Source organism: Tolypothrix sp. PCC 7712 (assembly GCF_025860405.1).
Classification (GTDB): domain Bacteria; phylum Cyanobacteriota; class Cyanobacteriia; order Cyanobacteriales; family Nostocaceae; genus Aulosira; species Aulosira diplosiphon.
This window is the reverse complement of record NZ_CP063785.1, coordinates 8074431-8097433: the sequence shown is the minus strand read 5'-3', so window position 1 is coordinate 8097433 and position 23003 is coordinate 8074431. Positions and strand designations below refer to the sequence as shown.

The 23003-nt window shown below is 39.9% G+C and carries 13 protein-coding genes; 6 read left to right on the top strand and 7 right to left on the bottom strand.

Annotation, left to right across the window (positions count from 1 at the left end):
* Positions 1-461 precede the first annotated feature (461 nt).
* From HGR01_RS32920 to queA, 3 genes are all read right to left on the bottom strand, one after another.
* A complete protein-coding gene (locus HGR01_RS32920; protein WP_071989340.1) occupies positions 462-1628 on the bottom strand; it encodes a tetratricopeptide repeat protein in 1167 nt (388 codons plus the stop codon).
* Between the two features lie 66 nt (positions 1629-1694).
* On the bottom strand, positions 1695-1868 hold the full coding sequence (locus HGR01_RS32915; protein ID WP_168160916.1) for a hypothetical protein: 174 nt from the start codon (positions 1866-1868) through the stop codon (positions 1695-1697).
* A gap of 56 nt (positions 1869-1924) precedes the next feature.
* Positions 1925-3079 carry a tRNA preQ1(34) S-adenosylmethionine ribosyltransferase-isomerase QueA gene (gene queA, locus HGR01_RS32910; protein WP_045868080.1) on the bottom strand — a complete coding sequence of 385 codons (1155 nt, stop codon included), beginning with the start codon at positions 3077-3079 and terminating at the stop codon, positions 1925-1927.
* 241 nt (positions 3080-3320) lie between these two features.
* Between queA and HGR01_RS32905 the strand changes: the two genes are divergently transcribed.
* Complete coding sequence (locus HGR01_RS32905; RefSeq protein WP_045868874.1) at positions 3321-3710, top strand: hypothetical protein; 390 nt, start codon at positions 3321-3323, stop codon at positions 3708-3710.
* A gap of 85 nt (positions 3711-3795) precedes the next feature.
* Here HGR01_RS32905 and HGR01_RS32900 read toward each other — a convergent pair whose 3' ends face one another.
* Positions 3796-4278, bottom strand: a complete 483-nt coding sequence (locus HGR01_RS32900) for a YraN family protein (RefSeq protein ID WP_045868081.1) — start codon at positions 4276-4278, stop codon at positions 3796-3798.
* Positions 4279-4292: 14 nt separating this feature from the next.
* On the opposite strand from HGR01_RS32900, the gene HGR01_RS32895 reads away from it, so the two are divergent.
* Complete coding sequence (locus tag HGR01_RS32895; protein ID WP_045868082.1) at positions 4293-4802, top strand: pentapeptide repeat-containing protein; 510 nt, start codon at positions 4293-4295, stop codon at positions 4800-4802.
* Positions 4803-5068: 266 nt separating this feature from the next.
* On the opposite strand, the gene fghA is transcribed toward HGR01_RS32895, so the two are convergent.
* On the bottom strand, positions 5069-5911 hold the full coding sequence (gene fghA, locus HGR01_RS32890; RefSeq protein ID WP_045868083.1) for an S-formylglutathione hydrolase: 843 nt from the start codon (positions 5909-5911) through the stop codon (positions 5069-5071).
* A 196-nt stretch (positions 5912-6107) separates the two neighbouring features.
* On the opposite strand from fghA, the gene HGR01_RS32885 reads away from it, so the two are divergent.
* The 3 genes from HGR01_RS32885 (at position 6108) to HGR01_RS32875 (ending at position 18594) form a co-directional block, all read left to right on the top strand.
* Complete coding sequence (locus HGR01_RS32885; RefSeq protein WP_045868084.1) at positions 6108-11564, top strand: ATP-binding sensor histidine kinase; 5457 nt, start codon at positions 6108-6110, stop codon at positions 11562-11564.
* A 215-nt stretch (positions 11565-11779) separates the two neighbouring features.
* Positions 11780-11917: a hypothetical protein gene (locus HGR01_RS32880; protein WP_155538968.1), complete on the top strand. Its 138-nt coding sequence runs from the start codon at positions 11780-11782 to the stop codon at positions 11915-11917.
* Positions 11918-12600: 683 nt separating this feature from the next.
* Positions 12601-18594, top strand: coding sequence for an AAA family ATPase (locus HGR01_RS32875; protein WP_045868085.1), 5994 nt, complete (start codon positions 12601-12603; stop codon positions 18592-18594).
* A 161-nt stretch (positions 18595-18755) separates the two neighbouring features.
* Here the strand turns inward: HGR01_RS32875 and HGR01_RS32870 are convergent, their stop codons facing one another.
* Positions 18756-20966: a glycoside hydrolase family 10 protein gene (locus HGR01_RS32870; RefSeq protein WP_045868086.1), complete on the bottom strand. Its 2211-nt coding sequence runs from the start codon at positions 20964-20966 to the stop codon at positions 18756-18758.
* Positions 20967-21398: 432 nt separating this feature from the next.
* Between HGR01_RS32870 and HGR01_RS32865 the strand changes: the two genes are divergently transcribed.
* Positions 21399-22751, top strand: coding sequence for a hypothetical protein (locus HGR01_RS32865; protein ID WP_045868087.1), 1353 nt, complete (start codon positions 21399-21401; stop codon positions 22749-22751).
* Positions 22752-22755: 4 nt separating this feature from the next.
* Here HGR01_RS32865 and HGR01_RS32860 read toward each other — a convergent pair whose 3' ends face one another.
* Positions 22756-22968, bottom strand: a complete 213-nt coding sequence (locus tag HGR01_RS32860) for a hypothetical protein (RefSeq protein ID WP_155538970.1) — start codon at positions 22966-22968, stop codon at positions 22756-22758.
* Positions 22969-23003: the final 35 nt, after the last annotated feature.

Here is a 23003-nt window from a genome sequence, read left to right as displayed (position 1 = left end):
TTAAGCTCATTAGCGATTAATTTATCACTTATTAAAGAAGCCAGAAGAATTGGGGGATTCTCCCCCAAACCCCCGATTGGGTGACGGTTGCGTCCCCCAAACCCCCTCCAAAATTATTGTTCTGTTTTTTGTTGAGTAACTAGTACCGCAAGGCGGAAGTCAAAAGTCAAAAGATTTATATATCTGGGCTTTTGACTGTTTGAAACGGTAGCTTTATTTACGCCGTGTTGTACTAGTTTTTTGGTTTCGTTATCAATTAATTTTCTTAACTGAACTGTATTTGAATATAAATGAGTTGCAGATATTGTTTGAATTTGGATAACAGTCTCTAATGTTTAACGTAAAATGGGGCAGCTATTTTTTAACAGGTAATACCAATTACAATCATGTTTGTGAAAAATTGGTATTACCTATTCTTTTGTTAAGGTAAAAATTTGGATTTATCTCAAATAAAAACCGCATTAATGAGAATTCATTGATGTTGGTTGTGGTGGCACCAAAATTGGTACATAGCCAGGTTCACCTTGAATTTCTTGAGGATTTTCTTGAGAATTTTCTTGAGGAACTTCAGGTTGATTTGTTTGTTGTAAATTATTGTCTGGAAATAGATTAATGGCGGCGGCTGGCGCAGCAGGAGTCTCTGTCTGAGCAACTTGAGGTGGTTTAGGCGCTAATATTTGAGCCATTTGTTGCATTAACGTTTGCATTTTCTCAGCTTGCGCGATGTTCCCTTGAGCATTGTACTCATGGTGGGCGCGTTTAAAGGCACTATTAGCAGTTTTAAAATTACCTTGATTGTATAAAGCTACACCCAAATTATAGTAAGCTGAGGCGTTTTTAGGATTATGTTGAATAGCTTGCTGGTAAACAGCGATCGCCTCTGACGTTTGCCCTTGCAATGCCATCAGGCTACCCAAGTTACTGTAAGCTACGGCATGGTCTGGATCTTGTTCTATGAGTTGTTTGTATGTAGCGATCGCTTCTTGAATTTGACCTTGCTGTTGTTGGGCGATCGCTAAATTAAAGTAAGCATTACTATTGTGAGTATCCAGATTAATTGCTTGCTGATAAGCTGCGATCGCTTCTGGTATTTGCCCTTGTTCGTACAATACTACGCCTAAATTATATTCTGCTGCTGCGATTGTCGGATCTATCAACAGGCTTTGACGATAAGCAGTAATTGCAGCTTCTCTTTGACCTTGACGTTGCAAGGCTAGACCTAAGTTGTAGTAAGCTTGGCTGGAATTAGGATTAATCTTAATTGCCTCTGCAAACTCTTGTACAGCTACATCCAAGCGGTTTTGTTGTAGGAAAATGGTGCCTAGGTAATTCCTAGCCATTCCTATTTTAGAATCTAGGCGCAATGCTTCTCTGAAGGCATATTCGGCACCTTGCCAGTCTTGACGGTGATAACGCATCACTCCCTGCTGAAAGAAACTGGCGGCTTCTAGATTCTGGCTGACGACATTCTGGGCTAAAACCTTGCTTCCTGGTAAATTAGTCAATGTTGGTACAGCCAATACCAACATTGCAACAGAAGTTGAGAGCAGCTGCCGATAAGCACTTCGGTGCAGCGCTAACTGAGAAAAACTACGAAACCACTGGCGAAGTTGATATTTCTCTGACATGAGTGGCAGGCCTCTACTTGTTCCTTAGATCCTTATTAGTCAGAGTACCCACCACAACATGAAAAATTAAAAGTCAAAAATAAAGATTTTACGGTAGTGATGTATTTGGGGAATGGGGAATAGGGAATGGGGAATGGGGAATGGGTAATGGGTAATGGGTAATAGAGTATTTGGTGTTTCCCCTCCCTCATCTCCCTCATCCACCTCATCCACCTCATCCACCTCATCCACCTCATCCACCTCATCCCCCTCATCTCCCTACTCCCCCTCATCTCCCTACTCCCCTGCCTCTTCGCTTATGGCAAAATTAACATGGCATCACCGAAGGAATAGAAACGATATCGAGCAGCGATCGCTTCTTGGTAGAGATTGAGCAATCTTTCTCTACCAATTAAAGCACTCACTAGCATTAATAAACTGGAGCGTGGCAGGTGAAAATTAGTAATTAGACCATCTACTACCCGCCATTGGTAGCCGGGATAGATAAAAAGATTTGTTTTGCCACAGAATGGTTGTAATTCTCCAGATTGAGCCGCTCCTTCTAAGGATCTGACTGCTGTTGTACCTACCGCAATTACTCTACCGCCTGCTGCTTTTGTGGCGCGAATTTGCTCTACTGTAGCGGCGGGCACTTCTATCCATTCTTCATGCATCTGGTGGGTGGTGACATCTTCTACTTCTACAGGGCGAAATGTACCTACACCCACATGTAATGTGATGAAAGCTTGATTAATGCCGCGATCGCGCAAATTTTCTAGTAATTCGGGGGTAAAGTGTAGTCCTGCTGTTGGCGCTGCGATCGCGCCTGGATGTTGGGCATACACAGTTTGATACTGTTCGTCAGTCGCTTCGGAGGCTGTGATGTAGGGTGGTAAAGGAACTTCTCCAAATACTTCTAATATTTGCACCAAAGGCACTTCCCCTGGCACATCAAATTGCAATAGCCGTCCCCCAGTTGCGGGATCGGTTTCTAAAACTGTAGCTGTGAGAGATAAAGAGGAATTCACTTCCTCATCTCCCCCTGCTCCCTTGCTTCCTTGCTTCAAAGCTCCCCTTGGTTCAAAAATGATTTTTGAGCCTACTTTGAAGCGCTTACCTGGCTTGACTAAGGCTAACCAACAGTTATACTGGCGTTCTTCCAACAATAACACCTCAATTTCCGCACCAGTAGCCTTCCGTCCATACAGTCGTGCTGGAATCACACTAGTATTATTCATCACTAACAAATCACCTGCTTTTAATAAATGTGGCAGGTCGCGAAATATATGATGTATACTTCGGGAATTAACTACCAGTAGCCGCGAGCTATCTCTGGGAATGGCAGGATTCTGGGCGATAAGTTCTGGTGGTAGTTCGTAATCATACGCAGATAATGAACGGTCTAATTCCGTATTTACTACATCATTATTTGAGTTTGGGGTCAAAGCTGCTGGTGTTAATTGTTGCTCCATTGAATTTTATTCTGCCTTTAATTCAGCCTGTTTGAGCTTTCCTTGCTCATCACAACTCTAGGCGATCGCGGCTCGATTTTACTCCCTGAATTTTTGATTGATACTATTAGGTAATACGGACACACTTAATTGAAAATTGGGTAAACCTCCCTATCCAAAAACGGGGGCTTCTACCCTACCGGGAATTGGTAATTATTACGAAGATAGAAATGTAGGATTGGCTTTGATCCCAAGCACCAACATGGAATACTTGTATTACCTGGCAAATGCCAGTCTAACTCTGAGGGTCGTTCAATACCTGCACGGCAGACCCCAGATGCCTGTTTCGTTCGTTACCGTCATCCATCAAATAGATGGTTGGGTGGTGAGGATAAAACTAAAAGGTCAAGTGTCACCCCAGGTTGATGGTGATTTTCGAGCTTTTCTGAACGAATTAGGAATCAGCTACGAACCACCAATGCGGGTGCAAATGGCACTTTGGAGTTTGGAAGCAGGACAGTGCCCTGTAGACGTGATGCGTCGCTACCAAGTAGCAATAGTTTCTCATGGTAGCCCAGAAAGAGAGGAAATTGAAGCATTTCGACAACAGTTTGTTCGGGGATTGGGCTATTGTCCCGAAACATTAGCATAATCGCCTTTAGTGGTTACATTGATAGAAAATAATTGAGTAATTGGTCATTAGTAATTTAGATGTTATATCTATTGCTGATGACCAATTACGCGTTATCAATTACAGAGTCGAAAGCGGCGGGAATGTATTCTTGTAACTGGAACTGATAACCCGCAACTACAGAAGTAGCTAAGACTTGAGGGTTAGATATCGCTTCATAAAAGTTTTTGGGGATTTTTTGGCAATAAACAATTGCCACATCAAACCGACAAGGGTAATCTGCTTTGTCTGGGTGTTGAGCTAAGAATATCTTTGCAGTCCGCCAAAGTTTTGTTTGCTTTTTTGCTGTGATGGCGCTTCTTCCCCCTGTATCCCAGTTACCAGGGCTACGAGTTTTGACTTCTATAAATGCCAAGGTGGAGTTCTGAGTGGGACTGTCATGATATTGAGCAATAATATCGATTTCTCCCCAGCGACACAAAAAGCGCCGATGCAAAATTAACCAACCTGTAGATTGCAGCCATTGTGCTACTAGGTCTTCACCTACGTCACCAATGTCGGGATAATGGGATGGAGGAGGGTTCGCCATTGGTTAAAAATATGATGAATAAAAAATTAAGTATTAGGATTTGCACAAGTATACTCTGTGTATTGCTGGGGGGAGTAGTTGCCATTACCGCAATTATTGGTTTTGTACCTACAGCTTTGGCACTAGAATACAACAAAGAAATTTTGATAGAAGCTGATTTTTCTAACAGAGATTTAACAGATTCTAGTTTTGCGAAAGCTAATCTCAGACAGAGCAACTTTTCTGGTTCAGACTTGAGTGCTGTTAGCTTCTTCGCAGCTAATTTAGAATCGGCAAATTTTGCAGGAGCAAATCTTAGCAATGCTACTTTAGATTCAGCTCGTCTTATCAAAGCAAATTTGACAAATGCAGTGTTAGAAGGTGCTTTTGCTGCTAGTGCTAAGTTTGATGGTGCGATTATTGATGGCGCAGATTTTACTGATGTATTGCTGCGTCCAGATGAGCAGAAAAAATTATGCAAGGTTGCTAAAGGCACTAATCCCACTACAGGACGGGATACGCGAGATAGCTTGTTTTGTCCTTAGCAATTGAGAAAATAAATTTCAGTTTTTTGCGGCAATGTTTTAGACTTGCCAGCAAAACTTTGAGTTTTGAGATTGAATGATGGTGTTTGGCAGGCGATCATACTGTATCTAATCATCAAGCTCCAAACTACCAAAATTCAATCCTACTTTTGCTGAAACTGGCACAGCAACCAAGCGCAGACTTTAGATTGACTGATTTCAAGGCTACGGCGTAAGGCTTCGGCATGATTATCTGCAAGCCCCATACACAAAATATATTCGTTTATTTACTTCAAAGCGATCGCATGATGGCGAATGTGGTCTTCGATAAAGCTGGCTATAAAATAGTAGCTGTGGTCATAGCCTTCTTGATAGCGCAAGTTGAGGGGTTGGTTGACGGCTTGACAACTTTGCTGAAACACTTCTGGTAGCAATTGTTCAGCTAAAAATTTATCAGCAGTTCCTTGGTCAATGAGAATGGGGCTATGATACGCTCCTAGCTTGATTAATTCACTAGCATCATAGTTACGCCAATCTTCTTGATTTGTTCCTAAATAACGGCTGAAGGCTTTTTGTCCCCAAGGACAGCGCATCGGTGCAGTAATGGGTGCAAAAGCGGAAACTGATTTATAAAGATGGGGGTTTCGCAGCGCACAAACTAGCGCCCCATGTCCCCCCATTGAGTGACCGAAAATACCTTGTTTTTGAGCGATGGTGGGAAAGTTGGCGGTAATGATTGCGGGTAATTCTTGGACAACATAACTATACATTTGATAGTGCGATCGCCAAGGTTCTGTTGTCGCATCCACATAAAAACCTGCACCTGTGCCAAAATCCCAATCCTCATCCTCACCGGAAATCCCTGTATTGCGCGGACTGGTATCTGGCGCAACTAGCATTAACCCATACTCTGCTGCGTAACGCTGCGCCCCAGCTTTAACAATAAAATTCTCTTCAGTGCAAGTTAAACCAGCTAGGAAATAAAGAATTGGTACAGGTTGTTGACTCGCCTGTGGTGGTTGATAGACTGCAAAGCGCATTTCCCCGTTACAAGTCGAGGAGAGGTGGGAGTAAAAGCCGACTTTACCACCAAAGCTTTTAGATTCGGAAATTAGTTTGAGGTTTGTCATTTGTCATTTGTCATTTGTCATTTGTCATTTGTCATTTGGTAATGGGTAATTGGTAATTGGGTGTTTGTTACTCTTTTCCCCTCATCTCCCTCATCTCCCTCATCTCCCAATCCCCAATCCCCAATCCCCAATAATGACAAGCTTCATTTTGGGAATACTAAATTCACCTCCCAGTAAATTTCATCACTCAACGGTTATGGTTAGCACGCAAGTTAGTATTCCCGGTTATCGCATCAGCGAAGAAATCTACAATGGCTCGAGAACGCTGGTTTATCGTGGGTATCGAGAGGCTGACCATCAACCTGTGGCAATTAAGCTGCTAAAAAATTTTTATCCTAGTTTTAGTGAATTGGTGCAGTTTCGCAATCAGTATACCATTGCCAAAAATCTTCCATCGCCTCTGGTCGTGCAAACCTATAGCCTGGAACCCTATCAGAATGGCTATGCATTAGTGATGGAGGACTTTGGGGGAATTGCGCTGAACTTGTGGTGGGATAGGGGGGAAGCTGTAGGTTGTTTGCTGGAGTTTTTGAAGATTGCGATCGCTCTATGCAATATTCTAGATGTTCTCTATCGCCAGCGCATCATTCATAAAGATATCAAACCTGCCAATATTTTAGTTAATCCCGAAACTCATGAAATTCGCTTAATTGACTTTAGTATTGCATCTTTATTGCCAAGAGAAAGTCAAACTGTTGTCAGTCCTAATATTTTGGAAGGAACGCTGGGATATTTATCTCCAGAACAAACGGGGAGAATGAATCGCGGAATTGATTACCGCACTGATTTTTACTCTTTAGGTGTAACTTTTTACGAATTGCTGACTGGAGAATTACCATTTCAATCAAATGACATGATGGAGATGGTACATTGTCATATTGCCAAACAACCAGATCAATTCAAAATTCAAAATTCAAAATTCAAAAATGGGGAATTGATTCCGCCAGTTCTGTGTGAGATAGTCATGAAACTGATGGCGAAAAATGCGGAAGAGCGCTATCAGAGTGCATTAGGACTGAAATATGATTTAGAAACATGCCTTGAGCAACTACAGACAACGGGGAAAATTGATAGCTTCCCAATTGCACAAAGGGATGTGAGCGATCGCTTTATTATTCCTGATAAACTTTATGGTCGGCAAACTGAAGTAGAAGCGCTGTTAAATGCCTTTGAGCGAGTGAGCAAAGGTAATACAGAAATGATATTAGTTGCTGGCTTTTCGGGAATTGGTAAAACTGCTGTTGTCAATGAAATCCATAAGCCGATTGTCCGTCAACGTGGTTATTTTATTAAAGGTAAATTTGACCAATTTAATCGTAATATTCCTTTCTCGGCTTTTGTGCAAGCTTTACGCGATTTGATGGGACAATTGCTGTCTGAAAGTGACGCACAACTACAAATCTGGAAAAATCAAATTCTCCAAGCTTTGGGTGATAATGCTCAGGTCATTGTGGATGTAATTCCGGAACTAGAACAGATTATTGGTGTGCAACCACCTGTAGCTCTACTAGGAGGAAATGCAGAACAAAATCGCTTCAATTTACTATTTCAAAAGTTCATTGCTACTTTTACGACAAAAGACCATCCTCTAGTCATATTTATTGATGATTTACAATGGGCGGATAGTGCTTCGTTAAAGTTAATAGAACTATTGATGGGAGAAAATCATCATGGCTATCTATTGTTAATTGGCGCTTACCGGGATAATGAAGTATTTCCAGCCCATCCTTTAATGGTGACTTTAAATGAAATTAGCAAAAAGCAAAGCAATTTTTCTACCATTACCTTAAGCCCACTCAAAATATCACAGATTAATCAACTAATAGCTGATACGCTCAATTGTTCTCTGGATATAGCTTTATCTTTAACTAAGTTAGTTTATCAGAAAACTCAAGGTAATCCCTTTTTTAATAACCAATTTCTGAAAGTCTTGTATGAAGAAGAGTTGATTATCTTTAATATTGATGTCGGTTATTGGCAATGTGATATTGCTCAAGTTAATACCTTAGCGCTGACAGATAATGTAGTAGAATTTATGGCAATGCAGCTACAGAAATTGCCACCAGCTACACAAGAAGTTTTACAATTAGCAGCTTGCATTGGTAATTTATTTGATTTAGAAACTCTCTCGATTGTCCATCAAAAGTCCCAAGTTGAAACTGCGGCGAATTTATGGCGCGCTTTACAAGTGGGTTTAATTATCCCCACGAGCGAAGTTTATAAGTTTTTTCAGGGAACGAGTAATAATTCTGAAGGCAAATTTGCTCACGATTCTCATAACCAGGTTGCTAGTTATAAATTTTTACATGACCGCGTTCAACAGGCTGCTTATTCTTTAATTGCTGAAGACAGAAAGCCCCTAACTCATTGGCAAATCGGCAATTTATTATTAAATAATACGCCTAAAGTTAAACAAGAAGATAAACTATTTGAAATAGTTAATCATTTGAATCTTGGAAAAATATTAATTTCTGAACCACAAGCATCTTTAGAATTTATTAATTTAAATTTAAGAGCTGGAACAAAAGCTAAAGCAGCAAATGCCTATGCTGTCGCATCTGAATATTTAAAAATAGGCGTAGAATCTTTGCCTGCAAATAGCTGGGAAACTTATTATAATCTGACCCTAGCGCTGCATGAAGTAATTACAGAGGTATTGTGTCTCAGTGGCGATTTTGCGGCAATGGAAACCTACGCTGATGTCGCGTTGCAAAAAGCCAAATTGCTACTTGAACAAGTGCCTATTTATAACATTAAGATTCAAGCTCATATGGCACAGAGTAAGCATCTTGACGCTTTACAAGTCGCGCTGAATGTGTTGGCAATGTTAGGTATAGAATTACCGAAACACCCTGATAAAAGCAATATAGAGCATGAGTTGGATGTGACCAAGCGTCTATTAGCAAATAGAACTTCGGCAGATTTGCTCGCACTACCAGTAATGACAGATGTCACTATTAAAGCTGGGATGCAAATTCTTTCTAATATTATTTCTGTTGCTTATCAAGCTGCTCCTGAGTTATTTAGGCTAATTGTACTCAAGCAAGTTCAACTATCTCTCAGCTACGGTAATGCGCCAGAATCTACCTATGCTTATGCTACCTATGGCTTGATGTTATGCGGCGTATTAGGCGAAATTGATGCAGGCTATGAGTTGGGACAACTAGCATTAGAGTTAGTCAATCAACTTCATGCAGTGAAGCTAAAATCAAAAACTATTTTTGCTGTCAATTGTTTTATTAGACATTGGAAAGTTCATCTCAAAGAAACCTTAAATTCTTTATTAGAAGCATACACTTGCGGTTTAGAAACAGGAGATATTGAATATGCGATGATGTCTGCTTATGTGTTTGGTAGATACGCTTACTTAAGTGGTCAAGAATTGGGCGAATTAGCGCAAGCTATGAGCAATTATGCCAATGTTATGAAGCAATTAAAGCAAACCACATACTTGAACTTTAATAGTATTTACCAACAATCGGTTTTTAACTTACTAGGAATGGCAGATAATCCTTGTTTGTTGATTGGTGAAAGCTACAACGAAGCAGAAATGTTACCATTACATTATGCTGCTAATCAATTCAGCATTATTTGTCAGGCTCATTTTTGTAAGTTGATTCTTTGCTATTTATTTGGCGAATATGACCAAGCTGTAGAAAACGCCAATGTAGTGAAGCAGTATTTCAGCAGCATTACTAGCTTGGCTGTGATTCCAACTTTTTATTTCTATGAATTGTTGACACAATTGGCTTTGTATCCAGATTCACCATCTTCACAGCAAGAATCTATGATTGAATATGTCACCAACAATCTAGAAAAACTGAGAAAATGGGCTAATTACGCTCCTGCAAATTATGAGCATAAATTCTGTTTAATTGCAGCAGAAAAACATCGAGTATTAGGGCAAAAAGCGGAAGCTATTGAATATTACGACCGCGCTATTATCCTGGCTAAAGAAAATCAGTACTTGCAAGAAGCAGCACTTGCTAATGAACTGACAGCTAAGTTTTATTTGGCATGGGGTAAAGATAAGGTAGCTCAATTTTATATGCAAGAAGCTTACTACTGCTATGCTCATTGGGGTGCCAAAGCCAAAATTCAAGATTTAGAAAAACGCTATTCTGAACTGTTATTGCCGATATTTCAAGCTCAAAATCATCGCTTCCAACTGAGCGAAACTTATATTTCTACTATTGACGCGTCCTCCTATCTCAATCAAACTATCCAAACTACTAGATCTAGTAGCAGTAGTAGTATTTCTAAAAATCTTGATTTTGGCACTATTTTTAAAGCCTCACAAGCTTTATCTAGTGAAATTGAATTAGCAAAATTGCTCAATACCCTCATGGAGGTATTGATGACAAATGCGGGTGCAAAAAAGGCAGTTTTATTAGTAGTTAGAGATGGCAATTGGTTAATTGAAGCAATTGCTACGACAAACGAAGGTACAAATCAGCAAACTGTACCATTAGAAGTTAGTCAAGCGATTCCGGAAACATTGGTAAATTATGTCAAACGTAGCGGTAAAACTGTGGTTTTGGATGATGCAACTTCCCAAACTGATTTTATCGCTGACCCTTATTTGATGCAGCAACAACCAAAAAGTGTGATGTGTACACCAATTTGGCATCAGGGCAAATTAATAGGTTTATTGTATTTAGAAAATCAATTAACGATCGCAGCCTTTACTCGCGATCGCACAGAAGTTATCCAACTATTATGTACTCAAGCTGCCATCTCCCTAGAAAATGCCCATCTTTACCAACAAGCTCAAGATTATGCCCAAAAGTTGGAACAGATGCTGAAGCAACTGAAGCACACACAGCTGCAAATGGTACAAAATGAGAAAATGGCTTCCTTAGGTAATTTAGTTGCAGGGGTAGCCCACGAAATTAACAATCCTGTAGGCTTTCTTAAAGGTAGCTTGAATAATACTGAACAGTATATTCAAGACTTACTTACCCATCTGCAATTGTGGCAAGAAAACAACCCGATTCTCGCTCCTGCAGTTATCGATCATGCCGAAGAAATTGATTTAGAATTCCTAACAGCCGATTTACCCAAGCTGGTGGATTCAATGAAAGTTGCATCTGAACGCATCAAAGATATTAGCACCAGTTTGCGTACCTTCTCACGGGCGGACACATCGGAAAAAGTTGCTTGCAATCTCCATGAGGGGATTGAAAGTACTCTGTTGATTTTGAAATATCGCTTGAAAGCTTCAGAAAAACGCCCAGCTATTCAGGTAATCAAAGATTATGGTGATTTACCCCAGGTTAAATGCTTTTTAGGGCAGCTCAATCAAGTATTTATGAATATCTTGGGTAATGCGATTGATGCCTTAGATACAGCCAGCGAGGGGCTTTCTTTTGCTGATTTAGAAGCTTATCCTCAGCAAATTACTATTCGTACAGATATCTCTGATGATGGACGCATAGCAATTATTGGCATCAAAGATAACGGCCCAGGAATGCCCGAGTCAATTCGCGATCGCATTTTTGATCATCTGTTTACCACCAAAGAAGTTGGTAAAGGAACCGGATTAGGATTAGCGATCGCGCGTCAAATTGTTGAACAAACCCACAATGGGCGTTTAAGCTGTAACTCTGTTCTGGGTGAAGGGACGGAATTTGTCATCGAAATTCCCGTGTAAACTCTACTAGCCATGCAATACTTGTCGGTTAAGGGCAAAAGGGGAAGGGGAAAAGGGCAAGAAAAAACCTTTAACCTTTTCCCCAAACCAAATTCCGAGTTGACAATCCTTAACCGAGCAGTATTGACTAGCCATGAATCTATGAAGAGGGGCGCAAAGCTTTGCGCCCCTGCAGATGTTTGATGTGTTGCAACAATCTTTTCCAGATGAGATTGATGTCTAATCATTTTATTATTACAGATTATGAAGAATTTTTAATCTATGCTGGTGCTTTGACAGTTAATGTACAGCCTTGTCAGCAGACTGAAGAACATACCCGAGGAATTATCCACAAGCGCAAATCCTTTTTGTGAGAGTGATTGGTGATATCAGATAGCAAAACAGTTACTAGAAAACATTTCTCTACCTGAGAATCTAAAGAAATTGTTAAGTATTAGAAATTATTGCTGATTGCGTGAGATTGTAAATAAACAATAAAACCTCTCATTTTAAATGGGGTCAGCCATTATAAAGACCCTAAACATAAAGCTACTTGGCACTCTCACTGTTTTTGACTTTGGGGGTGCCAAGTGCTTTTGAGACAAATTTAGGCATTTATAACTGTATTTGAGCGCTAACTTGCATAAATAACAATATATCTCGCCAAATCTGCTCCTAATATTAGGAGCTTGAAAAGAATCTCTATAAATTTATTCGTTATTTTCTGTTACTTGTCTACGTAAAAAATAGTTCTAGAATTCAAACTGGATTGTTAGAGATATGCAATTTATCTACTCTTTACTAAAACTTACGCAAGTGTCATATTTTTTTCGTTTAGGTTTGTCCAGGGTCAAAAGTCAAGAGTCCAAAAAACCTAAATTTTTGACCCTTGACTTTTGACTCTTGACTCTTATGTCAGAGAATCACTGTGCCAGTTGCGTAAGTGCTGTTTACATCTAACCTGGGCGAGGTAAAGTTTATTTACTCATTTATAAAATGCTGAAAATAGTTGGGAATACTAAATTTCTGGGAACACAGATTTAATAATCCAATTATTATGGTTAGCATCGAAGTTAGTATTCCTCATATTCCTGGTTATCGCGTTAGTGAAGAAATCTACAACGGTTCCAGAACGCTGGTTTATCGAGGATTTCGAGAGGCTGACAATAAACCTGTGGTATTGAAACTATTAAAAAATTCTTATCCTAGTTTCAACGAATTGGTACAGTTTCGCAATCAGTACACTATTGCTAAAAATCTGCAATCACCACTAATTATTGGGACATACAGCCTGGAAGCATATCAGAATGGCTATGTGTTAGTTATGGAGGATTTTGGCGGAATCGCTCTGAGCCAATGGTATAAAATTAGAACAAATGTATTGAGCTTAATGGAGTTTTTCCAAATTGCGATCGCACTGTGCAATACATTAGATATTCTTTACCGCCATCGCATTATTCATAAGGATATAAAACCTGCGAATATTTTAATTAATCCCGAAACCAAGCAAATTAAATTAATTGACTTTAGTATTGCATCTTTACTACCACGAGAAACTCAAACACTTATTAGTCCTAATGTATTGGAAGGCACACTCGCTTATTTATCGCCAGAACAGACAGGGAGGATGAATCGCGGGATTGATTACCGTACAGACTTTTATTCTTTGGGTGTGACTTTTTACGAAATACTCACCGGAGAATTACCATTTCAATCAAACGATCCGATGGAGTTGGTACATTGTCATATTGCTAAAATGCCTACGGCATTAGGGAATAGGGAACAGGGAACAGGAAATAGGGAAGGAATACCGCAGGTACTTTACGATATTGTGATGAAACTGCTGGCGAAAAATGCGGAAGACCGCTATCAGAGTGCTTTAGGGTTGAAATATGATTTAGAAAATTGCTTAGAACAACTACAGACAACAGCTAAGATTGAAAGTTTCCCGATTGGAAGGCGGGATGTGTGCGATCGCTTTCTTATCCCTGATAAACTTTATGGCAGAACGGCAGAAGTTGAAAAGCTGCTGACAGCATTTAAGCGAGTCAGTATAGGTGCTAAGGAAATGGTATTAGTAGCAGGCTTTTCTGGGATTGGGAAAACTGCTGTTGTCAATGAAGTTCACAAGCCAATTGTGCAGAAGCGAGGCTACTTCATTAAAGGTAAATTTGACCAATTTAATCGCAATATTCCCTTCTCTGCTTTTGTGCAAGCTTTACGTAATTTGATGCTGCAATTACTGTCAGAAAGTGATGCACAATTGCAAAAATGGAAAAGTCAAGTTCTCACAGCCTTGGGTGAGAATGCACAGGTAATTGTGGAAGTAATTCCCGAATTAGAACAAATTATTGGTGTGCAACCACCTGTACCTGAATTAGGAGGAAATGCATCTCAAAATCGTTTTAATTTACTATTCCAAAAATTTATTGCTATTTTTACTACCAAAAAACACCCCCTTGTCATCTTCCTTGATGATTTGCAATGGGCAGATTTGGCTTCTTTAAAGTTGATGGAATTATTGATGAGCGAAAGCGATATTGGCTATCTCTTATTGATGGGAGCCTATCGAGATAATGAAGTTTCTCCAGCTCATCCTTTAATAGTAACTTTAAATGAAATCCAAGTAGCTGGGGCTAATATCAATACCCTGACATTACCTCCTCTAAAATTATCTCAGATTAACCAACTAATTGCTGATACACTGAGTTGTTCCCTGGAACTGGCATTACCTTTAACAAAATTGGTATATCAGAAAACTCAAGGTAATCCCTTTTTCAACAATCAATTTCTCAAGGTTTTATATGAAGAAGGATTAATTACTTTTAATGTCGAGCAAGGCTATTGGGAATGCGATATTGCTAAAGTTAATGCCTTAGCACTCACAGATGATGTGGTTGAGTTTATGTCTATGCAATTACAGAAATTGCCTCCAGCCACTCAAGATGTTTTAAAATTAGCTGCTTGCATTGGTAACACTTTTGATTTAACGACACTAGCAACTGTAAGACAAAAATCTCTAGTAGCAGCTGCTGCAGAATTATGGTCTGCTTTGGAATCTGGGTTAATTTTACCGCAAAGTGAGGTTTATAAGTTCTTTCAAGAAGTTGAGAATCATCCCGATACCAAATCATTCAAATATCAAAATTCTCAAACTCCTACCTATAAGTTTTTACATGATCGTGTACAACAAGCAGCTTATTTTCTCATTCCAGAAGCGCAGAAAAAATTTACCCATTTAAATATCGGGAGATTAATGTTAAAGAATACTCCCAAAGCGCAAATAGAAGAGCAAATATTTCAGATTGTCAATCAGTTAAATCAAGGAGTTGAATTACTCACTTCACAGGATGAGAAACATGAATTAGCTCAATTAAATTTCCAAGCAGGATACAAAGCCAAGAATGCTACGGCTTACAGTGCTGCTTGGGAATATTTGACGATAGGGCGGCAGTTATTAGCTGATGATTATTGGCAAAGTCAATATAATTTGACGTTAAGTTTATACGAAGCATCAGTAGAAGTTGCTTATCTCAGTGGTAACTTTGCTGAGATGGAAAAATTAGCGGAAATTTTGCTTAAAGAAGCAAAAAGCCTATTGGATCAAGTTAAAGTATATGACGTTAAAAATCAGGCTTTGGTAGCACAAAATAAATCTGTAGAAGCAGTAAATAATGGGCTACAATTTCTCAAATTATTGGGCATAGAATTTCCTACAGAACCCAGCCAAGCTGATATTATAGCCGGATTACAAGCAACTCAAAGCCTTTGGCAAGACAAAGGAATTGCCGAATTAATTAACTTACCTGTAATGAGCGATCGCATTCAGTTAGCAGCGATGCAAATATTATCTAGCATCTCAGCAGCTAGCTATTTAGCAGTGCCGGCACTTTATCCGTTAATTTATTTTAAACAGGTAAGTTTATCAATTAAATATGGCAATACTGCCATTTCTACCCATAGTTATGCCTGTTATGCTCTCATTCTTAGCGCCATAGTAGGAGATTTTGAAACAGGTTATCAATTTGGTAAACTCGCTTTAGATTTATTACCCCAACTCAAAGCCAAAGAACTGGAATGTAAAGTTCAATCTATGGTTTATGGGTTTGTCAAGCATTGGAAAATTGCTGTCAAAGAAACTTTAATACCTTTGCGTTCAGCTTATTATATTGGTCTAGAAACTGGGGATTTACAATTTGCTGGCTACTCAGCCGTAATGTACTGCGGATTTACCTATTTTGCAGGCATAGAAAAAGAATTATCTGAGTTGCAACGAGAAGTATTTGCTTTGAGCGATTCTATCAATCAAATTAAGCAGATAGCTTGTTTACAATATTTCCAAATGTTGCAACAATCAATACATGATTTACGCACAGGCAGAAGTGTTATTGAATATTTACAGGGAGAATATTACGACGAAGAAAAAATGCTAACTCAGCATTTACAAGCTAATGATAGACTAGGTGTTTTTTATCTATACTCTCATAAATTGCTGTTGAACTATTTGCTGGGCAACTATCAACAAGCGGTTGCAGATGCTGCACTTACAGAACAATATGTAGATGGTGCTGCAGGCTTTGCTTATGTTCCCATATTTTACTTTTATGATTCTCTGACACAGTTGGCAGCCTATAGAGAAAATCTGGTTGTAGACAAAGAGAAGTTAGTTGCAAAAATCACAACAAATCAAGAGAAAATGAAAAATTGGGCGCATTATGCGCCCATGAATTGCCAATACAAATTTGATTTAGTCGAGGCAGAATATCAACGGCTATTTGGGGAAAAATGGCAAGCAATGGAAATGTACGATCGCGCCATTGCAGGGGCTAAAGAAAATGGTTATCTGCGTGACGAAGCACTGGCTAATGAACTTGCTGCTAGCTTCTATTTAGATTGTGGTAAAGAGAAAGTAGCTCAAGCTTATCTACAAGAAGCTTATTACGGCTATGCTCGTTGGGGAGCCAAAGCCAAAATCGAAGATTTAGAACAGCGCTATCCCCAATTGCTCAAGAGTATGTTGCAAAGACAACAATATTCTTTGAATGCAACCACAACCATTGCTAGTACTGTCTCTGAAAGCAGCAGCACGACATTAAGCGATCATACAGTTTCAGAATTTCTCGATTTGGCAACTATTATCAAAGCTTCTCACGCTCTCTCTAGCGAAATTCATTTAGAAAAGCTACTTTCAACTTTGCTGTCTGTAGTCATGGAAAATGCTGGTGCAGATAAAGGTGTATTACTGCTACAGAAACAAGAAAAGTTAGTACTAGAAGCCATTGCTACATTAGGGGAATCACCTACACTGATGCGATCGCTGCCTTTAGAAGAATCTCTAGATGTCCCAATTTCTTTGATTAACAGTGTTAAACGCACTCTGCAAGCCGCAACCATTGACAATGCAACCATAGATCCCATTTTGATGGTTGATGCTTACATTATTTCCCAACAGCCCAAAAGTTTGTTGTGTACGCCAATTATCCACCAAGGTAAGCTGCTAGGCATTCTTTATTTAGAAAATCACCTGACAGTTGGAGCTTTTACCAGCGATCGCCTCACTTTACTCAATTTATTATGTACTCAAGGAGCAATTTCTCTAGAAAATGCCCGCCTTTATCAAGAATCGCAAGCTAATGCCCAAAAACTAGCACAATCCCTCAAAAAACAGAAAACCTTGTTTGATGTGGTAACGCAGATGCGAGAGTCTTTAGACTTGGATGCCATATTTTGTGCAGTTACCCAAAATATGCGACGAATTTTAAATGCCGATCGCGTTGGCATTTATCAATTTGAGGCAAAATCCAAGTATGAATATGGCCACTTTATTGCCGAAGATGTCATCCCCGAATTTCCTTCTGCTCTAGCTGTTAACGTTAAAGATCATTGCTTTGGCGAAGACTACGCCAACCTTTATAAACAAGGGCGGATCTGCGCTATGGCTGACTTAGATTCAGCCCAGGTACTAGATTGCCATCGTGCGATTTTAGAACAATTTCATGTCAAAGCCTCCCTAGTTGTCGCAATTATTCAAAATGGTGAACTGTGGGGTTTGCTGTGCGTTCACCAATGCGATCGCCCCCGTGAGTGGCGAGGTTCGGAAATTCAATTTGCCCAGCAAATAGCTGCTCAATTAGGGGTAGCACTCCAGCAAGCAGACTTGTTGCTGCAAACTCGTCAACAAGCAACTCAACTCGAACAAGCGCTTCAGCATCTCCAGCAAACTCAACTGCAACTAGTGCAGAATGAGAAGATGTCAGCTTTAGGTAATTTAGTAGCTGGTGTAGCTCATGAAATTAACAATCCCGTGGGCTTTATTGCTGGTAACTTGGAACCAGCAAAAGACTATGTGCAAGACTTGTTTGATTTAATAGAGTTATATGAAACATTGCCCTATGACAATGCGGCAATAGAAGATAAAATTGCCTCTATTGACTTAGAATATCTGCGCGAAGATTTACCTAAATTGCTAGATTCGATGTCATTGGGCATTGAACGCATTGGTAATATTAGCACCAGTTTACGCACTTTCTCCAGAGCCGATAAAGCCTACAAAGTCCCGTTTAATATTCACGAAGGTATCGACAGCACAATTTTAATTCTCAAGCATCGCTTAAAAGCTAACGAACATCATCCAGCTATAGAGATTGTCAAAGAATATGGGGAGCTACCAATGGTAGAATGCTTTGCCGGACAATTAAACCAAGTATTTATGAACTTGTTGGCGAATGCGATCGATGCTTTAGAAGAGTCAAATACTGGACGCAGCTTTGCCGAAATTCAAGCCAACCCCAATCAAATTACAATTCGCACGACTAAAAGTGGAGATGGTAAACAAGCAGTAATTAGCATTCAAGATAACGGTACAGGAATGTCTGAGGAAGTCAAACACAAGATATTCGATCATCTATTTACCACCAAAGGAGTTGGTAAAGGCACTGGTTTAGGATTAGCGATCGCACGTCAAATTGTGGAAGAAACTCACAACGGGCGTTTGATTTGTAACTCTATTTTAGGTGAAGGTACAGAATTCCTGATTCAAATACCTATGTAAATTTTTGGGGGAAAAGGTTAAAGGGTAAGGGTGAAAGGTTGTTTCTTTCTCTTTTCCCATTCCCCTTTTTCTCCTTAACCGAAAAGTAATTTTTTGGAGAAAGGGTGAAAGGTTGTTTCTTTCCCTTTCCCTTTCCCCCTTCCCCTTTTCCCCTTTCCCATTTAATTGACTGTAATCATCACTCCCTGGCTTTCATTCGCTAGCCTATCGACGGCGCACACAGCGTATGTTCCTGGGCCGACAGTAGCAAAGTTTGTACCAGCAGATAAAATGCGCTGAATTACCCAGCCATCAGTAGTTTGGCGATAAAGTGTCCAAGAACGAACTTGCTGATCGTCTCCAGGTTTCCAATTGAGTTTACCGTTCACATAAACTAGCCCCGTGGGTGCTGCTGGTGCTGTGGTAATTTGGGAAGACCAAGTAGGAGAAATGGCAGGTTTGCTATAAATTTGAGTTTGGAATTTATCAGCAATACCTTGGCTATTTTCCATCAAAACACCCAAATTAAAGAAGATATTACCCAGGGAATACCTTCCAGCTTGGCTACGACTAAATATTACCTGCTTTTCAATCTCTTCACTTTCCCGACTCTTGTTGCTGGGTTCGGTCAAATTGTTACCAGCGTAAACGTGTTTTTGCTTGGTGTTTACCTGTGTCCACCAATTGAGTAAAGCAGGATAACTTTGTTGTGTTTGGTCGGTACGCCAATAAAGTTGAGGCGCAATATAATCAACCCAGCCCAGTTCTAACCATTTCTTGGAGTCAGCATACAGGACATTATAGGCATCTAAGCCCGTAATACCTGCTGGTTGTCCAGGGCGATAAATTCCAAAGGGACTAATGCCAAATTTAACGTGCGGCTTTGTGGCTTTGATTCCTTCCGATAACCGCAGCACCATCAGATTGACATTTTCTCGTCGCCAATCGCCTAAGCTAAGTCCACCGCCAGCGTTTTTGTAAGTGTCATAGGTTTTGTTGTCGGGGAAAGTTTGCCCAGATATGGGATAAGGATAAAAATAGTCGTCTAAGTGAACGCCATCGATATCATACCGACGCACAACATCAAGAATAACGTTATAAGCCCTGTCCTGAACAATTTTAATCCCTGGATCCATCCACAATTGATTGCCCCATTTATAAACCACGTCTGGATTCGTGACAGCTATATGGGGACTAACATTAATTCCGCTATTGATACTAGTCTTAGCGCGGTAAGGGTTAAACCAAGCATGAACTTCAATGTTGCGCTTGTGGCATTCTGCGATCGCAAATTCTAAGGGATCATAATATGGATCTGGTGCTTTTCCCTGAGTTCCGGTAATCCAAGCACTCCAAGGTTCTAAAGTCGAAGCATACACAGCATCCCCTTCTGGACGCACCTGTAAAATTAAGGCATTAAAGTTGAGTTGTTGTAATCGAGTAATAATCGCAACTAGTTCCGATTTCTGTTGTGCAACAGGTAGTCCAGGTTTAGAAGGCCAATCACCATTCCAAACAGTTGCTACCCATGCTCCACGAAACTCCCTTTGATGACTTAGCCTCACAGTATTCTGTGGTACTTCTACCTTAGGCGGCTCAACTGGAGGTACTACTACCACAGGTGGCTGAGGATCTACTACTACTACAGGTGGCTGAGGATCTACTACTACAGGTGGCTGAGGATCTACTACTACTACAGGTGGCTGAGGATCTACTACTACCACAGGTGGCTGAGGATCTACTACTACAGGTGGCTTTGGAGGTACCACTACCACAGGTGGGTTTGGCGATGGCACTAAGTACGTAGAGGTAATTTTTTCTGCTTGCCCCAGATATACCAAAGCTTGATAGGCTATGACCGCTAAATCAGCACGGGTTGCGGCTAGATTAGGGTTGAGTAATTTGAGATTTGGGTAGTTAACTACTAACCCTGCACTCGTAGCAATAGCTACTTGATTTTTGGCATAGCTGGCGATCGCAGTCGCATCTGTATAATATTGTGACAATTTATTAACTAAGTCAGGTTTTATCTTAGTAGCAATTTCCAAGCCATTAACTATTGCCACTAAAACATCACCCCGAGAAATTCTATTATTGGGGCGGAAAGTTTTATCAGGGTATCCAGAAATAAACCCTGCTTCATAAGCATTTTTAATAACAGTGGCTGCCCAATGATTAGTTGGTACATCAGTAAACGGGGAATATTTCCGCTTAGAAGTAACTGTAAAGACTTTTGCAATAAGGGCAGCAAATTCAGCACGAGTTACTGAGTTATCTGGGCGAAAAGTACCGTTAGGATACCCATTGATCAAGCGCCGCCCTGATAAAGCTTCAATAAATGACCTTGCCCAATGGCCTTTAATATCTGAGAACGCTGTAGAAGTAGATACCATTGTTGATTGCAGCTAGCGTATTGTGATTATCTCTTGTTAATTTAGCAACATCAGCCCCATAGCTGCATTTCTACATTTTTCTTGTTAAGCTATTCTGCTTTTAAGTTGCACAATCCCTCATGAGGGCTGTTGACCGTTGACCGTTGACAGTCAACCGTTAACAGTTAACAGCCTTCTTGAGTAGTTATGCAATTTAGGCGCGCATTAGCTTACTTCTCCTCATTCCTTTCATCTGCTTTACTTCTAATATGATTATGCCTACCTTACAATTTGTATTGATTTATTTTAAAATTGTTTAAATTGTGGTATATTTGCCAAAATTTGTAACCACAAAGTTTCTGATTGCAGTTAAAGGGAACCTTTTTGAGGCTGACTAGTTCAGATATCAACTAAGTGTAATTATTATCTAGCAATAGAAATTTTTTCAATAGTATGTTTATGATATTCAGCAAAAAAAATCGCTTTACAGTTGGTTTTGTTACTTTATTACTTTTTGGTTTTGCCAATAGTCATCTCTTGGCTCAGTCACAAGATAAACAAATCGCTTCAGCACATCAGACTACACAGAATATTGTTACTGAGTCGGAAAAACCCCTAACTTTATCCTCTTTCCTTCTTCCTTTAATTAAATCTGCTCAAATACTTGCCGCAAGTGGGCAAAATTTTGCGCCCCTTCAACAAATAACTGCTGGGACACCTAGCAATACAGATAATAATACATTGGCTCAGAGTGTAGTATCAGTCTCTACAAAATATAATGTAATTGATGAATTTAAGAAATTTAAATTTAGTGTTAATAATAGTCAAGTTTTCTCGGCTGGTAAATTGCCAGCGACAAAGATAAGCTTCAACCAAAAAGATTTGTTAACTGTTCTTACCAATACCAGAAAATATTATCAAGACCATGCTAATGCAGACCCTGATGTTTTACGTACAGGGCTGCTAGGTACTCAGGGAGTAACTATAGATGATGTTCTCAAAACCTTAGATTTCATGGTTGCTGTCTTACAAGAGGACATTGCTAACAATCGCACTACGCGGTTACAAAATGCTAATTTTATTAACAGCAATTTTAAAGTCATCAAATGGACTCCTTATAACCCCAAGCAGACCAATCAACCAAAATTACGAATTACAAAATATGCTGTTTTTAATCACCCAGGCTCCCATAAAAAAACAGCTACATATAATATTCCAATTTATAGCCTAAAAGATAATTTAGCTGCTGACAAATTCTATACCAGATATACCAAACAAGATGTGCTCTCAGGAATTTATGAACCTGGTGGTAAAGAATATGGCAAAGTTGAACCCATTGCATATTTAACCCGCCAAGGTTTAGAAGAAGCCCTGATGGAGGGAACAATATTAATTAAATTTACCGATGGCACAGAAGAATATTTCAATGTTGATAGAAACAACGGAATGCCCTATATCCGGGGATTAAAAGCTACTGCCCAAAAGCGTTACTGGTACTTTAGAAAAGTCAATGCTATTAAAGGTTATGGCTATAAAATTGATGCCAAAATTTCCATTAAACCAGGAGTCACCTTTGCTGGTGATGTGCTCAATATTGGCTTAGGGAAAATCATTGTACTTGAGCATACTATAAGTGGACGCAAGCAACTGCAAATGGGCGTGATTGCTGACACAGGCGGAGCTTTTTTACCTAACCTGCATCAGCTTGATTTTTTAGCAGGTATTTTTAATAATCACCAAGAATTTGGAAAGAAGATTGCACAAATGCCTGACTATGCTAATGCATATATATTAGTGAAGAAATGAAAAATCAGGCGTTAGGCAAGATGAGGAGAACGAGGAATGATTGATTGAAAGCGGCGGGAAACTCCATCCCCTTGTGGGTGGAGAGGGACAGCTGCCCCGCCGCTTGGGGCATTGGGCATTGGGCATTGGGCATTGGTAATTTCTTCCCCATGACGGCAGTTGCTACAACGGGGGGAACCCCCGCAACGCACTGCCTCCCCGATGCCCCATTCCCCATGCCCAAAAACTCCATCCCCTTGTGGGTGGAGTTTT

Excerpts from the sequence above, each read along its gene's own strand:
- HGR01_RS32865 (WP_045868087.1), top strand. The coding sequence starts at position 21,399 with ATGTTTATGATATTCAGCAAAAAAAATCGCTTTACAGTTGGTTTTGTT.
- HGR01_RS32895 (WP_045868082.1), top strand. The coding sequence starts at position 4,293 with ATGAATAAAAAATTAAGTATTAGGATTTGCACAAGTATACTCTGTGTA.
- HGR01_RS32875 (WP_045868085.1), top strand. The coding sequence starts at position 12,601 with ATGGTTAGCATCGAAGTTAGTATTCCTCATATTCCTGGTTATCGCGTT.
- HGR01_RS32920 (WP_071989340.1), bottom strand. The coding sequence starts at position 1,628 with ATGTCAGAGAAATATCAACTTCGCCAGTGGTTTCGTAGTTTTTCTCAG.
- HGR01_RS32870 (WP_045868086.1), bottom strand. The coding sequence starts at position 20,966 with ATGGTATCTACTTCTACAGCGTTCTCAGATATTAAAGGCCATTGGGCA.
- fghA (WP_045868083.1), bottom strand. The coding sequence starts at position 5,911 with ATGACAAACCTCAAACTAATTTCCGAATCTAAAAGCTTTGGTGGTAAA.
- HGR01_RS32860 (WP_155538970.1), bottom strand. The coding sequence starts at position 22,968 with ATGGGGAATGGGGCATCGGGGAGGCAGTGCGTTGCGGGGGTTCCCCCC.
- HGR01_RS32885 (WP_045868084.1), top strand. The coding sequence starts at position 6,108 with ATGGTTAGCACGCAAGTTAGTATTCCCGGTTATCGCATCAGCGAAGAA.
- HGR01_RS32880 (WP_155538968.1), top strand. The coding sequence starts at position 11,780 with ATGTCTAATCATTTTATTATTACAGATTATGAAGAATTTTTAATCTAT.
- HGR01_RS32905 (WP_045868874.1), top strand. The coding sequence starts at position 3,321 with ATGGAATACTTGTATTACCTGGCAAATGCCAGTCTAACTCTGAGGGTC.
- HGR01_RS32900 (WP_045868081.1), bottom strand. The coding sequence starts at position 4,278 with ATGGCGAACCCTCCTCCATCCCATTATCCCGACATTGGTGACGTAGGT.
- queA (WP_045868080.1), bottom strand. The coding sequence starts at position 3,079 with ATGGAGCAACAATTAACACCAGCAGCTTTGACCCCAAACTCAAATAAT.